At 58.0% G+C, this 15,222-nt stretch carries 17 protein-coding genes and 1 tRNA gene; 9 read left to right on the top strand and 9 right to left on the bottom strand.

Features of this window, described 5'->3' with window-relative positions; genetic code table 11:
* The first annotated feature begins 262 nt into the window (after positions 1-262).
* Both dksA and AC2FH2_RS03355 read left to right on the top strand, forming a co-directional pair.
* Positions 263-685: an RNA polymerase-binding protein DksA gene (dksA, locus tag AC2FH2_RS03360; RefSeq protein WP_271947500.1), complete on the top strand. Its 423-nt coding sequence runs from the start codon at positions 263-265 to the stop codon at positions 683-685.
* 70 nt (positions 686-755) lie between these two features.
* Entirely contained in the window at positions 756-1,907 is a 1,152-nt protein-coding gene (locus tag AC2FH2_RS03355; RefSeq protein WP_496822855.1) for an FAD-dependent monooxygenase, read from the top strand.
* Between the two features lie 4 nt (positions 1,908-1,911).
* Here the strand turns inward: AC2FH2_RS03355 and xth are convergent, their stop codons facing one another.
* A complete protein-coding gene (gene xth / locus AC2FH2_RS03350; RefSeq protein WP_496822853.1) occupies positions 1,912-2,691 on the bottom strand; it encodes an exodeoxyribonuclease III in 780 nt (259 codons plus the stop codon).
* Positions 2,692-2,973: 282 nt separating this feature from the next.
* Positions 2,974-3,297, bottom strand: coding sequence for a HesB/IscA family protein (locus AC2FH2_RS03345; RefSeq protein WP_142633331.1), 324 nt, complete (start codon positions 3,295-3,297; stop codon positions 2,974-2,976).
* Positions 3,298-3,372: 75 nt separating this feature from the next.
* Between AC2FH2_RS03345 and AC2FH2_RS03340 the strand changes: the two genes are divergently transcribed.
* The gene (locus AC2FH2_RS03340; protein WP_496688343.1) at positions 3,373-4,545 is read left to right on the top strand and encodes a deoxyguanosinetriphosphate triphosphohydrolase; all 1,173 of its coding nucleotides are present in this window, start codon (positions 3,373-3,375) and stop codon (positions 4,543-4,545) included.
* Here the strand turns inward: AC2FH2_RS03340 and AC2FH2_RS03335 are convergent.
* The gene (locus AC2FH2_RS03335) at positions 4,527-5,078 is read right to left on the bottom strand and encodes a putative pterin-binding protein (RefSeq protein ID WP_271947491.1); all 552 of its coding nucleotides are present in this window, start codon (positions 5,076-5,078) and stop codon (positions 4,527-4,529) included. The two genes, AC2FH2_RS03340 and AC2FH2_RS03335, sit on opposite strands and share 19 nt — an antisense overlap.
* A gap of 131 nt (positions 5,079-5,209) precedes the next feature.
* On the opposite strand from AC2FH2_RS03335, the gene argS reads away from it, so the two are divergent.
* The 6 genes from argS (at position 5,210) to AC2FH2_RS03305 (ending at position 10,842) form a co-directional block, all read left to right on the top strand.
* Entirely contained in the window at positions 5,210-6,955 is a 1,746-nt protein-coding gene (gene argS / locus AC2FH2_RS03330; protein ID WP_496822851.1) for an arginine--tRNA ligase, read from the top strand.
* Positions 6,956-7,042: 87 nt separating this feature from the next.
* On the top strand, positions 7,043-8,107 hold the full coding sequence (locus tag AC2FH2_RS03325) for an SPOR domain-containing protein (RefSeq protein WP_281971960.1): 1,065 nt from the start codon (positions 7,043-7,045) through the stop codon (positions 8,105-8,107).
* A complete protein-coding gene (gene nagZ, locus AC2FH2_RS03320; protein WP_496822849.1) occupies positions 8,104-9,111 on the top strand; it encodes a beta-N-acetylhexosaminidase in 1,008 nt (335 codons plus the stop codon). The genes AC2FH2_RS03325 and nagZ overlap by 4 nt, the downstream gene beginning before the upstream one ends.
* Positions 9,101-9,895, top strand: a complete 795-nt coding sequence (locus tag AC2FH2_RS03315) for a segregation and condensation protein A (protein WP_142633343.1) — start codon at positions 9,101-9,103, stop codon at positions 9,893-9,895. The genes nagZ and AC2FH2_RS03315 overlap by 11 nt, the downstream gene beginning before the upstream one ends.
* Positions 9,888-10,535 carry an SMC-Scp complex subunit ScpB gene (scpB, locus tag AC2FH2_RS03310; protein ID WP_496749598.1) on the top strand — a complete coding sequence of 216 codons (648 nt, stop codon included), beginning with the start codon at positions 9,888-9,890 and terminating at the stop codon, positions 10,533-10,535. Before AC2FH2_RS03315 ends, scpB begins: the two co-directional genes overlap by 8 nt.
* A 64-nt stretch (positions 10,536-10,599) precedes the next feature.
* Positions 10,600-10,842, top strand: coding sequence for a hypothetical protein (locus tag AC2FH2_RS03305; RefSeq protein WP_142633348.1), 243 nt, complete (start codon positions 10,600-10,602; stop codon positions 10,840-10,842).
* Here the strand turns inward: AC2FH2_RS03305 and AC2FH2_RS03300 are convergent, their stop codons facing one another.
* The 6 genes from AC2FH2_RS03300 to plsX form a co-directional block, all read right to left on the bottom strand.
* Positions 10,843-11,922 carry a 2'-deoxycytidine 5'-triphosphate deaminase gene (locus AC2FH2_RS03300; protein WP_281971964.1) on the bottom strand — a complete coding sequence of 360 codons (1,080 nt, stop codon included), beginning with the start codon at positions 11,920-11,922 and terminating at the stop codon, positions 10,843-10,845.
* Positions 11,923-11,983: 61 nt separating this feature from the next.
* Positions 11,984-12,060, bottom strand: a tRNA-Pro gene (locus AC2FH2_RS03295).
* A 61-nt stretch (positions 12,061-12,121) separates the two neighbouring features.
* Positions 12,122-12,721, bottom strand: a complete 600-nt coding sequence (locus tag AC2FH2_RS03290; RefSeq protein WP_496822846.1) for a MerR family transcriptional regulator — start codon at positions 12,719-12,721, stop codon at positions 12,122-12,124.
* 18 nt (positions 12,722-12,739) lie between these two features.
* Positions 12,740-13,042 carry an integration host factor subunit alpha gene (gene ihfA / locus AC2FH2_RS03285; protein WP_037316145.1) on the bottom strand — a complete coding sequence of 101 codons (303 nt, stop codon included), beginning with the start codon at positions 13,040-13,042 and terminating at the stop codon, positions 12,740-12,742.
* A 96-nt stretch (positions 13,043-13,138) separates the two neighbouring features.
* Complete coding sequence (locus tag AC2FH2_RS03280; protein WP_281994500.1) at positions 13,139-14,110, bottom strand: beta-ketoacyl-ACP synthase III; 972 nt, start codon at positions 14,108-14,110, stop codon at positions 13,139-13,141.
* A 21-nt stretch (positions 14,111-14,131) separates the two neighbouring features.
* Positions 14,132-15,220 (bottom strand): phosphate acyltransferase PlsX, encoded by a 1,089-nt coding sequence (gene plsX, locus AC2FH2_RS03275; protein WP_142633356.1) that lies wholly within the window; start codon positions 15,218-15,220, stop codon positions 14,132-14,134.
* Positions 15,221-15,222: the final 2 nt, after the last annotated feature.

Here is a 15,222-nt window from a genome sequence, read left to right as displayed (position 1 = left end):
ATGCTTTTGGTTGATTCGTGCGCTAACCTCCGGTGCCGTCTTTTTGGCGTTGCCCTGAAATGGTCAGTTAATTTTCACAGAAAAACAAGGTTTTGTTGTTTGGTTGGACGTATTTAGATCACGCGCAATGGCGCGGCGCCGGGGCGACGTTTGCATAGTGACAATTACTGCGCTGTCAGATAAACGCTCCGCAGAAGGGGATTGCCGCATGTCAGGTAATGAGAGAGTGACCGGCGTTGCAGGCCACACCGAGGGAGCAAAAATGAAGCAGGAAGTTTTTCTGCCTGAAGATTACCGTCCAGCTGAAGACGAACCATTTATGAATGACAGGCAGCTAGAGTATTTTCGTCGCAAGCTGCTGGATTGGAAAAACGAACTAATGGCTGGCAGCCGCGATACGATCGAAGGGCTGCAGGACAATACCCGTAACATTCCGGATGTCGCTGACCGCGCAAGCGAAGAAACCGATCGCGCGCTGGAACTGCGCACCCGCGATCGTCAGCGCAAACTGGTGGCCAAGATCGACTCAGCCCTGCGCCGCATCGACGAAGGCGAGTACGGCTATTGCGAGATGACCGGTGATCCGATCTCGTTGAAACGTTTGGATGCGCGCCCAATCGCGACCATGACGCTTGAGGCGCAGGAACGGCATGAGCGTCGCGAAAAGGTCCACCGCGACGATTGATCGCTGGGAAAATCTGATAACATAGACGCCGGGGCCTTTTGCTCCGGCGTATTTGCGTTAAGCCGGTGACATGAACATCAGCGGATCGAAATTCGGCATAGTCGGAGGTGGCATTGGCGGCCTCGCGGCTGCTTTGACCCTGCGACAGCGCGGCGCCGTGGTGACCGTGTTTGAGCAGGCACCAGAATTGACCGAGGTTGGCGCGGGCCTTCAGATCAGCGCCAACGGGATGGCTGTGCTGCGTGCGCTGAAGGTTGTTGCGGACACGCCCGAGGCTGGGCTTTTGTCCCATGGAACGGTCCTTCGTGATTACCGGGCAGGGCGGCTGGTCTGCAAAATCGTGCCACCCTCTGCCGGGCCTACCTATTATTACCATCGCGCTGACCTGCTTGATCTTCTCTACAAAGCGGCGGTTCAAAAAGGGGTAGAGTTTCACCTTGGTGCGCGTGTGGAACGGGTGCGAAAGCACCCGTCCGAGGCCGAAATCATCCTCGATACGGGGGCGAGATTTCGGGTTGATTGTGCAGTCGCGGCGGACGGCGGCCAAAGTGCAATTCGTGCTGACCTGACTGGCAGGGAAACACCGAAATTTACACATCAGGTTGCCTGGCGCGCGACGATTCGATGGGACCGGCGCAACAAGAACCCTTGCGCGGTGCTAACCATGGGGCCGGGACGGCATGTAGTGACGTATCCTTTGCGCGATCAGACCCTGATGAACATCGTGGCAATCGAAGAGAGGTCTGACTGGCAGGAAGAAGGCTGGCGTCTGCGCGGTGATCCAGAAGAGCTGAGGGCGCGATTTGCAGGTTTTGGCGGCTTGGTCAAAGAGATTTTGCAAGAGGTTCAGGACCCGAATATCTGGGCATTGTTCCTGCGCCCTGTTGCTGAATGCTGGCAGAATGGGCGTGTGGCGCTTTTGGGCGACGCAGCTCATCCAACGCTGCCTTTCATGGCCCAAGGTGCTTGCCTTGCACTAGAAGATGCCTGGACTCTGGGGCGGTCTTTCGAAGAACAATCCGGCGTTTCGCAAGCACTGGCCGCCTATGAAGCGACCCGTCGCCAGCGGGCAACTCGGGTGGTCGCTGCCGCTGGAGCCAACGCGCGCAACTTCCATCTACGTGGCCCTATGCGTGTCGGGGCGCAACTGGCGTTGATGGCAGTTGGATCGCGGTTGGGCCGAAAATATGATTGGATCTATGAGTTCGATGCCACGGCTTAGCCGATTACAGATCTAGATCTATCCAAACCGGAACATGATCTGAAGGTTTTTCGTGCCCCCGAATTTCGGAATCGATTTTGCAATCGCGCAAAAGGTCAGCGGCCTGAGGGGTCAGAAGGAAATGATCAATACGAATCCCGTCATTTCGGTTCCACGCACCCGCTTGATAATCCCAGAATGAATAATGTTCCGGACCTTGCGTGCCTGCGCGAAAGGCCTCGGTGAAGCCGAGATTCAGAATTTTCCGAAATGCGGCCCGGCTTTCAGGGCGAAACAATGCGTCTTCGCGCCAGGCATCGGGACGCGCTGCGTCTTCGGCCTGGGGAATGATGTTGTAATCACCTGCCATCAGAGCGGGTTCTTCACTGTTCATCAGGTCGCGGGACCGATGATAGAGTCGCTCCATCCAGGCAAGTTTGTAGTCGTATTTTGGCCCCGGGGTGGGGTTGCCGTTTGGCAGATAGAGCCCGCAGATACGCAGTGCCTGTTTGCCGACGACCGTGGCCTCGATCCAGCGGGCCTGTTCATCTTCATCATCACCGGGCAAACCCCGCGAGACGTCCTCGAGCGGTAGCGTCGACAGAATGGCAACGCCGTTAAAGCTTTTCTGACCGTGCGTTTCCACGTTGTACCCGCGCGCCTCAAAGATCTCTCTGGGGAAGTTATCGTCGACTGACTTGATCTCTTGCAGCAGCACAACATCGGGCTGGGCATCATCCAGCCAACGCGGCAATGCTTCGGACCGCGCCTTGATGCCGTTGATGTTGAATGTGGCGATTTTCATGCGCGGCCCTCCGACAGTCCTTGGCAACCTATCGCCCAGAACGGGCCCAACGGCAAGGCGGAGAACAGGTTTGCGAGGCGCTGCCTCGCGCTCCGAGGTATTTTTGGCCAGATGAAGAAACGGACCGTTAACCAGAATCTCCGAAAACCAGCTGGCGGTACAGGCGGAGGCGCCGATGACCGCGCCAGGTGAAGCTCTCCGGTCTAGAAATCGGAGAGCGGATCCCTGCTTCATCTGGCTAGAAATACCTTGGGGGTGTGGGGGTGAAACCCCCACGGGTGATCACATTGAAAACGAAGTGCCGCAGCCGCAGGAGGAGGTGGCGTTTGGGTTTTCGATCACAAAGCGTGCGCCGATCAGTTCTTGTGTGAAATCAATCACCGCATTTTCAAGAAACGGCAGTGAGATTGCGTCGACAATGACCTTCTGCCCCTTACCCTCAAGAACCAAATCGTCGTCTTTGGGTTTGTCCAATGCAATTTCGTACTGAAAGCCCGAACACCCGCCGCCTTCGACAGCGACACGCAGGGCTTGACCCTGATCGGCTGCGCCGATCTCGGCAAGGCGGTCAAAGGCGCGTTCTGTAACTGTCGGGGGCAGATTCATGCCAAACTCCAAAGGTTTATTTCTTAACCACTCTACCATATAGAAAGCCCAAGGACAGGCGACAAGGACAGACCGTTGGACAGAGCATGTTTTGCCTCGAATCCCGACCGCGCAAGAGGGCGGTTGGTGCCAGAGGAAGAAAGCAGTTTCCGGTCATGCTTTCAGCGCGACCGGGACCGGATCATTCATGCCAGCGCCTTTCGGCGGCTCAAGCACAAGACCCAAGTTTTTGTTGAGCACGAAGGGGATAGTTATCGAACGCGGTTGACCCATTCCATCGAGGTCGCGCAGGTGGCGCGGACGATTGCCGGGGCTTTGGGTTTGAATCCAGAACTGACCGAAGCGGTGGCTCTGGCCCATGATCTTGGCCACACGCCGTTCGGACATACTGGCGAGGATGCCTTGCATGAGATCATGCAGCCGTATGGCGGGTTCGATCATAACGCGCAGGCCATTCGGATCGTCACCCGGCTCGAGCGTCATTATGCCGAGTTCGATGGGTGCAACCTTACGTGGGAAACCCTGGAAGGCATTGCAAAACATAACGGACCGGTGGAAGGGGAACTGCCCTGGGCGCTGGCGGAGTGCAATGCGGCGTTTAATCTTGAACTGCACACGCACGCAAGCGCAGAGGCGCAGGTGGCGGCCTTGTCTGACGACATCGCCTATAACAATCATGACCTGTTGGACGGGCTGAGGGCGGAGTTGTTCAGCGACGAGGACATTCAGCGACTGCCGATCGTGGGCGACTGTTATTCGGAGGTGGATCGCAAGTACCCGGGCCTCGACCCCTATCGCCGTCGGCATGAGGCGTTGCGGCGGGTGTTTGGGGTTATGGTGTCGGACGTGATCGACACGTCTCGGGCTCTGATCGCAGGGTCCGGTGCCCAGAGCGTCGAAGAGATCCGGCATCTTGGCTATCCGGTCATTCAGTTCTCAACAGGCCTTTGGGCGCAACTGAAGGAAATTCGCGCTTTCCTGTTTTCGCGGATGTACAGGGCGCCGTCGGTGATGACGGTGCGCGCCGAGGTCAGCAAAGTGGTCGAGGATTTGTTTCCAATCTACCTTGGCGATCCGAAGCAAATGCCCGCGCGCTGGCACGCGGACATTGAAGAGGCTGAGGATGAGACTGCCTTAGCCCGGATCGTATCGGACTATATTGCCGGGATGACCGACAGGTTTGCGCTACAGGATCATGCCAGACTGACTGGCCACCCGATACCGGCGGATCACTCGACCCCGATATAGGCCAAAGCCCAGACTTGTTGGCCCGTCTGATCCTGCGCCGCCTCAGCGTCGTCGGTGGGTGGGAAGACGATCATCGTTGGGCCATACCCTCCGATCCCCATGGGGGCGCCGTCGGCGTGGGTGGCGAGGATAGGCTGATAGGTCGAGATACTATGCCAGGGAATTTCGGCTTGATACCCGTCCATTGCCATCGGTTTGGCCGTCTTACCTTCGGCACCGGCTATGACCATCACATCCGACAAAAGCGGGCCGCTAAAGGTGATGTCGCGCTGGTTGTCCTCGGTGCCGTAGGGAATTGTGATCTCGACCTGATCCAAACTATCCAGCAATGTCGCGTCAAAGCCAGCTGCCCCGTCATGGGTGACCTCCAGATATCCCAGCAAGCCGCCGTCCTCTGCACCGCGTGCGGGCAGGTTGGTTTTCTCAACCGAGCCGCCGAGCGTTATCAGCACATGGCCTTGCGGGGCGGGCATTTCTGCAAAAGCGGGCAGGGCGGTCGACAAGAGCAGGCACAGGGGCAGGGCAAGGCGCATAGGAATCTCCGTTTAGATAGATATGACCGACCTTAGCGGCGGCGGCTCTTATTCCAAGCGCATTCTGGCGCCGTCCATTGACCTTGCTGCACCGCGTGGTAAACCGCCGGGCAAGCAAAAGGACATTCGAAATGAACCTGTTTTCCGAGATCCGCAGCCTCGTGCTGGACGCGCTGGCACAGATGCAGTCCGAAGGCGCGCTGCCCGAAGGGCTGAGCTTTGACAACGTGGCCGTTGAACCGCCGCGCGATGCGGCGCATGGCGACATGGCGACGAATGCGGCTATGGTGCTGGCAAAGCCCACCAAGATGAAACCGCGCGACATTGCCGATGCGCTGGCCGGAAAGCTGGCCGAGGATAACCGGATCACCAGTGCCGAGGTTGCCGGGCCGGGGTTCTTGAACCTGCGGTTGGCGCCATCGGTCTGGCAGAGTGTACTGGCTGCGGTGCTGCAACAGGGCACGGACTATGGCCGCTCGACCATGGGGCATGGGCAGAAGGTCAACGTGGAATACGTCTCGGCCAACCCGACCGGCCCCTTGCATGTGGGTCATACGCGGGGCGCGGTGTTCGGAGATGCGCTGGCAAGCCTGTTGGCCTATTCCGGCCATAACGTGACCCGTGAATACTACATCAATGATGGCGGCGCGCAGGTGGATGTTCTGGCACGCTCGGCTTACGAACGGTATCGCGAGGCAAACGGGCTGAGCCTCGAGATTGCCGAAGGCCTGTATCCTGGCGACTATCTGATCCCGATTGGTGAGGCGCTGAAAGAGAAATACGGTGACAGCCTGATCGACAAACCGGAAAGCGACTGGCTGGAAGAACTGCGCGAGTTTTCGACAGACGCGATGATGGACCTGATCCGCGCCGACCTGAAGGCGCTGGGCGTTGAGATGGATGTGTTCTTCTCGGAAAAGTCGCTCTATGGCACGGGTCGGATTGAAGCTGCGTTGCAATCCCTGACCGACAAGGGCCTGATCTATGAGGGCGTGCTGGAGCCGCCCAAGGGCAAAAAGCCCGAAGATTGGGAACCACGTGAGCAGACCCTGTTCAAATCGACCGAGCATGGCGACGACGTGGATCGCCCGGTCAAGAAATCGGACGGGAGCTGGACCTATTTTGCCCCGGATATCGCCTATCACTATGACAAAGTGACCCGTGGGTTTGACGCGTTGATCGATGTGTTCGGCGCTGACCACGGTGGCTATGTCAAACGGATGAAGGCCGCAGTATCGGCTCTGTCCGATGGCAAGGTACCGCTGGATATCAAGCTAACCCAGTTGGTGAAACTGTGGAAGAACGGCGAGCCGTTCAAGATGTCCAAGCGGGCAGGGAACTTCGTCACATTGCGTGATGTGGTCGATCAGGTTGGCCCGGATGTGACCCGCTTCGTGATGCTGACCCGCAAGAATGACGCTGCCCTGGATTTTGACTTTGACAAGGTGTTGGAACAAAGCCGCGAGAACCCCGTTTTCTACGTCCAATATGCCCATGCCCGCGTGATGAGTGTTCTGCGCCGTGCAGCTGAGGCCGGGATCGACGCGCAGGACCCAACGCTGAAAAGCGCCGATCTAGGCAAGATCGACCATGCCTCTGAGCTGACTGTTGCCAAGAAGCTGGCCGAATGGCCGCGTCTGGTTGAGATCGCCGCGCGCACCAATGAGCCGCACCGGGTTGCCTTCTATCTGTATGAACTTGCAGGGGATTTCCACGCGCTTTGGAACAAGGGCAACGATGAGACCCAGCTGCGGTTTATTCAGGATGGCGATGTTGCCACAAGCCAGTCAAAAATCGCACTGGCCCGGTCCGTTTCTGTTGTGATTTCAGCAGGCTTGGGTATTCTTGGCGTTACCCCGGCGCAGGAGATGCGGTGAACAACACCGTCCGAACCGCCGGTACGAGGTAGGCAAGAAATGACCCGCGCGCCTTATTTTCGGCGCTAAACGGGCGGTGAGGCGGACATGGCAAGTTACGATTACCCGGGGCAAATGCGCCCCGAGCAGATGCATTATACGAATCAAGCTCATCCTCAGGATGGGTATGACCTCCCTAATGACTTGCACGGATATGACGAAACGCCCCATCCCGCGGGTTTGGGTCGTATTGTTAGTGCTCTAGGTGCCGTTGCATCATTGGCGCTGGTCGCTGGCATCGGTGTTTGGGGTTACAATTTGGTAATGCGCGATGTGAGTGGCGTGCCGGTTGTTCGGGCCTTAGATGGACCAATGCGTATTCAGCCGGATAGCCCGGGTGGCACCCCTGCGGATCATCAGGGTTTGGCCGTGAACACGGTTGCGGCAGTGGGCACAGCAGCGCCGCCTGCTGATCGGCTGATCCTTGCACCGCGCCCGGTTTCCCTGACAGATGAAGATACTCCGGTGGCACCGTTGCAACCGACACCTGCCGTACATGTGGTCCAGGAAAACGTCTCTGACCGGACGGCCACACAGATGCGCCAGGGCGCGGTTGATGCACTGGTTGCTGAACTGGCGGGAGAGGCGGAAAATTCCGATCAGGTTGGCGAGCAAAGTTTTCAGTTGGCCTCTTTGACCATCCCCGAGGAAGAGCCTGCTATTGATCCGGCTGATCTGGCTGCATCGCAACCGGACCCAGAACTGGCGGCTTTGCCTGGTGTGCGCCGGTCGCTGCGCCCGGTCCTGCGCCCCGCTGGCGGTGTGCGCAGCGCAATTACGTCAAACAGCACTACCGAAGACGCGATCAACGCGGCGGTCAAAGCTGCGGTCGGCTTGGATGTAGATCCTGAAACTCTGACCAAGGGCACCCGTATGGCCCAGCTTGGCGCCTATGAAAATTCGGACGTCGCGCGCTCGGAATGGGATCGCATGAATGGACGATTCGGGGATTATATGGATGGAAAACAGCGTGTTATACAGAAAACCTCAAGCGGTGGGCGGACTTTCTATCGTCTTCGGGTTCTGGGGTTTGACGATCTGAGCGACTCGCGCCAATTCTGTGCCGCTTTGCAGGCCGAAGGCGCTGATTGCATTCCGGTTGCCGCGCGGTGAATTTCGGCGCAGTCATTACCGACGCTGAAGGTCTGCGCCTGACGCCTGATGAGAAAAAACTGTTCCGAGAGATGAACCCATTCGGGTTCATTCTGTTTGCCCGTAATATCGAGTCTGCGGATCAGGTGCGCGCCCTATGCGACGATTTCCGCGAGGCTGTGGGGCGAAACTGCCCGATCACTGTTGATCAAGAGGGTGGACGCGTGCAACGACTGCGCACACCGCTGGCACGGGAATGGATGCCGCCGCTGGATCACGTGGCCCAGAGCGGAGAGCAGGCCGAACGTGCCATGTATCTGCGCTATCGTCTGATTGCGAATGAACTGTTCGAGCTTGGGATCGACAGCAACTGCGCCCCCATGGTGGATCTGGCCCGGAACGAGACGCATCCGTTCCTTAGAAACCGCTGCTATGGGTCTGATCCCAAAATGGTTTCCCGGATCGGTCGTGCGGTTGCCGAGGGGCATTTGGATGGCGGTGTATTGCCGGTGCTCAAACACATGCCGGGTCATGGTTTGTCCACGCTGGACAGCCATCATGACCTTCCCCATGTCGATCTGACGCAAGAGGACCTGACCGAGGCCGATTTCGGCCCGTTTCGGGATTTGAACGATCTGCCGATGGGGATGACGGCGCATCTGGTCTATGACCGGATTGACCCTCAACCTGCTACGATTTCTCGGACCATGATCAGCCTGATCCGCAAAACGATCGGGTTTGGCGGGCTGATCATGACGGATGATATCTCGATGAAGGCCCTCAGCGGAAATCCAGAAGAGATTGCCAATCAGGCGCTAGCTGCAGGGTGCGATGTGGTTTTGTACTGCAACGGCTCTTTTGATGCCCGTGCTAAGGTGCTGAGCACCGCCGGAAAGATGTCCGAACAGGCACAGAAACGCGCTGAACGCGCGTTGGCGATGCGCAAAGCCCCGCAGGAACTTGACATCCAAGCCGCCGAAGCCGAACTTTCTCGCCTAATGGGCGGGCAGGTGTATGTCGGATAATCTTTTTAGCGAAGACCCCGTCTCGGTCGCGGATCGCCTTGCGGCAGAGGCATTGATCGTAGATGTCGACGGGTTCGAAGGCCCGCTCGATGTTCTGCTGATGCTGTCCCGCACGCAAAAGGTAGATCTGCGCAAAATATCGGTTCTGGCGCTGGCGCAGCAATACTTGTCCTTTGTTGAAAAGGCACGGGCGCTGCGGATCGAACTGGCCGCCGACTATCTGGTGATGGCGGCGTGGCTGGCCTTTCTGAAATCGCGCTTGCTGCTGCCTCCGGATCCGAATGACGAAGGCCCCTCTGGCGAAGAACTGGCCGCGCATCTGGCATTTCAGCTCGAGCGGCTTCAGGCCATGCGTGATGCCGCCGCCCGTTTGATGGGGCGCGATCAGCTGGGGCGCGATTTCTTCAAACGCGGGCAGGGCGAGGATGTCACGCGCATCCGCACCGTGACCTATTCCGCCACTCTGCTGGACCTGATGCAGGGCTATGCCCGCATTCGCACCCGTGATGAATTCCGCCCCTTTGTCATGGACCGTGACGCCGTATTCACGATGGAACAGGCGCTGGAACGTATGCGCCCGCTGATCGGCTTTGCCGGGGCCTGGACGGATATGGAGACCTATCTGCCCGAGGGCTGGGATGCCGACCCGGTGCGCAGGCGGTCCGCGACGGCGGCTACTTTTGCGGCCTCACTTGAGTTGGTGAAAGAAGGACATATGGAAATACAGCAGAGCGAAACTTTTGCTCCGATACAGCTACGCAAGAGGACCCAATCCCGTGACTGACGCGCCTCAGGAAGAAGGTACCGGCACCCTGTTCGAAGCTCCGCCTATGGCCGAGCAGGAACGCATGGTTGAGGCCGTGTTATTCGCCAGCGCCGAGCCGGTGACGATCGCCGATCTAGAAGTGCGGATGCCCCATGGCAGCGACGCGTCACAGGCGGTGGATATGCTTAAGAAACGCTATGAAGGGCGTGGTGTTCGTGTGGTTCAGGTTGGTGAATCCTGGGCCATTCGCACTGCCCCAGACTTAGGTTTTCTGATGCAAAAAGAAACGGTTGAAACCCGCAAACTCAGCCGGGCCGCGATCGAAACGCTGGCGATCGTGGCATATCACCAACCCTGTACACGTGCCGAGATCGAAGAAATTCGTGGCGTATCGGTCTCGCGCGGGACCATCGACCAACTTTTGGAGATGGAGTGGATCAGACTGGGTCGTCGTCGCATGACGCCGGGCCGTCCGGTGACTTTCGTGGTGACTCCGCAGTTTCTGGATCACTTTGGGCTGGAGAACGCCCGCGATTTGCCGGGGTTGAAAGAATTGCGCGCTGCCGGTTTGCTGGAGAACAGACCGCCTCCGGGAACGATCCCACTGGGAGAGGGGCAGGAAGACGAAGATCAAACCGAACTGTTCGAGGATGAGTGATCACGCGGCCCTTTTGTTGCCGCACAAATCGACTATTTAGAAGCCTGGAAATCGGAGTTGAGCAATGAATGCCAATCGTATCATTGACATGATTGTGCGACAGGTCATGCGGCGGCTTGTCACCAAAGGGGTGGACAAGGGGTTCGACATGGCTAGCCGGGTGGGCCAGAAGTCGGGGCAAGAGCAGCCGCCGCACGAGAGCTCAGGTGCCTCTGATCAGCTGCAGGCGGACGGTAACCGCCAGCGTCAAAACATGCGTCAAGCCCAGCGAGTGGCCAATCAGATGCGCCGGTTTATCCGGTTCTGATCAGGTTACCGCTTTGAAGTGCTTGGACAGTTTCAATCCTTGTCCCTGATAGTTCGAGGCGATGCCCGCACCATAAAGCTGCGTGGGCATTTCTGACATCCGCTCGTACACCAGCCGCCCGACGACTTGGCCGTGCTCCAACACAAATGGGGCCTCGTGACAGCGGACTTCCAACACTCCGCGTGATCCTTCGCCACCTGCGGCGGCATGGCCAAAACCGGGATCGAAGAAACCGGCATAATGCACCCGGAATTCCCCGACCATCGCCAGATAGGGGGCCATTTCAGCCGCATACATCGGCGGGATATGCACCGCCTCGCGGCTGACCAGAATGTAAAACGCACCGGGGTCGAGGATGATGCGCCCATCGGTGGTACGCACCTCTTCCCAATATTCCTGAGGGTCGTATTCGCCAATCCGGTCCAGATCAATGACACCGGTATGAGGCTTGGCGCGGTAGCCCACCAAATCGGTGTCGGGAAGCCGCAGGTCCACCGAGAACCCGAGCCCGTCCTGAATGACAGCGGGGCCATCGACCAGCGGGGATTCGGCGTGCAGGGCGCTTAGATCGGTATCGCTCAGCACGGCCTGTCCCTCCCGGAACCTGATCTGGTTCAGCCGCATTCCCGGACGCACCAGAACCGAGAATGAGCGGGGGCAGATCTCGGCATACAAAGGGCCGGTATAGCCTGCAGGCACCCGGTCAAACTCGGTCCCGCCATCGGTGATCGTGCGCGTCAGAAGATCCAGCCGCCCAGTCGAGCTTTTTGCATTGGCGGCCGCGCTCAGCCCCTGGGGCAGGGCCAGCGATTCCATCAACGGCACTAGATAGACACAGCCCTTTTCCAGCACGGCACCTTCAGAGATATCGATGCGGTGCATCTCAAATTCCGACAAACGTTCGGCTACGGTGCGACCTTCGCCTGCCAGAAACGAGGCACGTACCCGGTAAGCTACTGTACCTAAACGCAAATCAAGGCTGGCGGGTTGAATCTGGGCGGGGATGACCTCTGGGCTTGCGGTAATCTCACCGCGCGCGATCATCGCCTCTATCTGCTGGTTCGGGCATACGCCGGTCATTCCGATCCCCCCTGATGCCAGAGCGGGATCTGGCCTGTGTGCCATAAACGTCGGTGTGATTTGGTCGGGCTAGCAGGACTCGAACCTGCGACCTTCCGTCCCCCAGACGGACGCGCTACCAGGCTGCGCCATAGCCCGACGTTGAGGTGTTCATAAAGACTTTCCCGGCGGGGGCAAGAGGAAATCATCGCCTTTTTTCTTATCCCGCCGATCGGTTTTCTATTCGGTTCAACACGCTGCGCAGCTCTTGCGCGATGGGCGCTATCTGGCTGAGCAACTGGTCATCGAATACGTCTCGGGTCCAGGCCAATGTCGCGATCCCACCCAACAAGGGCGAGGCGTCGGGATAAGACGGCTGGGCTTGGGCCGCAGGCTCAGCTTTTGGCGGAGCGGGGGCAGGGGTCGGTTCGGGTTTTTGCGCGTCGCCAAGATCCAGATGTATCTGCTCTTGCGGGGGGGCTGGCTTGGCCGTGAATGGCACAACGACATTTGCATCGGGTGCGGGTTCTAGATTCGCCATTTCATCCAGGCCCTGGGACACTGAAGAAACATGCGCCACGCCCTGTTCACGCAAGATGCGCTGTACGCCTTTGATGGTGATCCCATCCTCATGCAAAAGCTTCTTGATGCCGCCCAGCAGGCGCATATCGTTGGGGCGATAATATCGGCGCCCACCGGCCCGTTTTACCGGTTTCACCTGATTGAAGCGGCTTTCCCAGAATCGCAGAACATGCGGCTGCACACCCAACCAGTCCGCAACTTCACTGATGGTGCGAAAGGCGTCTGGGGACTTGCTCATATTCGTGCCGTCCTGATCTTATTTGCGGTTCCCTGCGGCGACGCGATCTTTCATCAGATGCGACGGGCGGAAGGTGAGAACACGGCGAGGCTGAATTGGAACTTCTTCGCCTGTCTTGGGATTGCGGCCGATACGAGCTGTCTTGTCCCGAACACTGAACGTTCCAAAAGACGAGATCTTCACCTGTTCACCGCGCACCAATGCGTCGGACATATGGTTCAGAACGCTCTCGACCAGTTGCGCGCTTTCATTGCGTGAAAGGCCAACTTCACGAAATACGGCCTCGCTCAGATCCATTCGGGTCAGTGTTTTGTCGCTCATGCCAATTCCCCTGTTGCTATCAGAGCATAGGGTCAGGGCAAATTCGCTGTCAATATCAATGAATTGCGGGCGAGTGTGTAAGCTGAATTGCGCTTGTTACCACCGCAAGAGGACTGAGCCCCAGGCCAATCCACCTCCGATTGCCTCTGTGACCAGCAGATCACCCTGTTTGAACTGCCCACGCTGTTTCGCAACAGACATTGCCAGGGGAATAGATGCGGCCGAGGTATTTCCGTGGTCTTGCAGGGTAACGACAACGTGTTCCATAGGAACGCCCAATTTCTTGGCTGTGCCCTGAATGATTCTAATGTTTGCCTGATGCGGTACGATCCAATCCACATCTTCATGGCTTAGCCCAGCCTTCTCGAGGCAGGTTTCTGCGGTAGAGGTCAGACGTTCAACTGCCTGCCGAAACAGCTGGTTTCCTTTCATCCGCAGATAGCCTGTGGACTGGGTCGAGACGCCTCCATCCACATAGAGCAGGTCCTTATAGCGCCCGTCCGAGTTCAGGTCGGTTGCCAGAATGCCCCGATCGTCCGAGGTTCCCGCGCCCTCATGCTGTTCAAGGATTATCGCTCCGGCGCCGTCGCCGAACAACACGCAGGTCGACCGGTCGGTCCAGTCCATGATACGAGAGAACGTCTCGGCGCCGATGACCAGCACGCGTTTGGCCTGGCCTGACACGATCAGCGCATTGGCATTGGTCATGGCATAGACGAATCCGGCGCAAACCGCCTGTACGTCAAAGGCGAAGCCTTTGGTCATGCCAAGCTGCGATTGAACCATTGTTGCGGCAGAGGGAAACGTCAGGTCAGCGGTCGATGTTGCAAGAATAATCGCATCAATATCATCTGCCTCCAGACCCGCATCGACCAGTGCGGCACTGGCAGCCTTTGTAGCCATAATCGAAGTGGTTTCGTCTTCCGCTGCAAAATGCCGGCGTTCGATCCCGGAACGTGTCCGTATCCACTCATCAGACGTATCGAGCGTTTCTTCGAACTCGGAATTCGGGACGATGCGCTCTGGCAAATAGTGCCCGACACCAACTATAATTGAACGGCCTGCCATGCTGGGGTACTGCCTTTTTTGTTATTCACCGGCCTTCGACGGCGTGTCTGCGGCATCTTGTGCAAGCTCGGCTGTCGATGCAACCCGTGCTGCCAATTTTTCGGCGAAGCCGGACTCGGCCAGGGTAAAGGCCAGCTTTACAGCGGCTGACACGCCGGTTGAGTCTGCACCACCATGTGATTTGACGACGGTTCCGTTCAGGCCAAGGAAAACCCCACCATTCACGCGCCGAGGATCAATTCGTTTCTTCAAACGCTGCAAAGATGTGATTGCAAGGATCGAGGCTAGTCGTGAGAGCGGAGAATATTTGAACGCCTCGCGCAGAAGATCTCCGATCAGGCTGGCTGTGCCTTCTCCGGTCTTGATGGCGACGTTGCCTGTAAACCCGTCTGTTATAATGACATCGGCTTTGTCTCCCGGGATGTCGCTGCCTTCGACAAAACCCACAAAGTCAAAGCTGGCCTGATCCGCAAAATCCGAGATCATGCCATGCGCTTCTTTTAGCTCGGCGCGCCCTTTATGTTCCTCGGTGCCCACATTCAAAAGGCCGATCCGGGGACGTTCCAACGCCATGCCGTTTCGGGCATAAGAGGCACCCATCAAAGCATATTGCAGCAGGTCCTTGGCGTCCGCGCGCACATCGGCGCCTACGTCCAACATTACATTGAAACCCTGCGGATTGCGCGAGGGCCACAAAATAGCGATTGCCGGGCGGTTTACCCCCGGCAGCTTACGTAGACGCATCATCGACAGGGCCATCAATGCGCCGGTATTGCCACAGGAGACCGCGCCATGGGCTTCACCCTGACGTACCGACTCCAGTGTGGACCACATCGAGGTTTGCTTGCCGTGTCGGACGACCTGGCTGGGCTTGTCCTCCATCGTGACCACATCGGGACAATCACGAAAAACGACGCGCCCGTTCAGGACACGCCGTTTTGCGACAAGTTTGCGCAACATGGCCTCAGGCCCGTGCAAGATGAACGCGATATCGGGGTTCTTATCCGCCGATTTGGCGATCCCCGCCACAACAGCAGCGGGCCCCGAATCTCCGCCCATTGCGTCAACCGAGATGGTAATCCGTCCGGCGTGCGTGGGCTGTTCTGTCATGC

The organism is Ruegeria sp. YTSA105 (assembly GCF_059610225.1).
The sequence above is the reverse complement of the archived record's forward strand: the minus strand, read 5'-3'. Positions and strand labels throughout refer to the sequence as shown.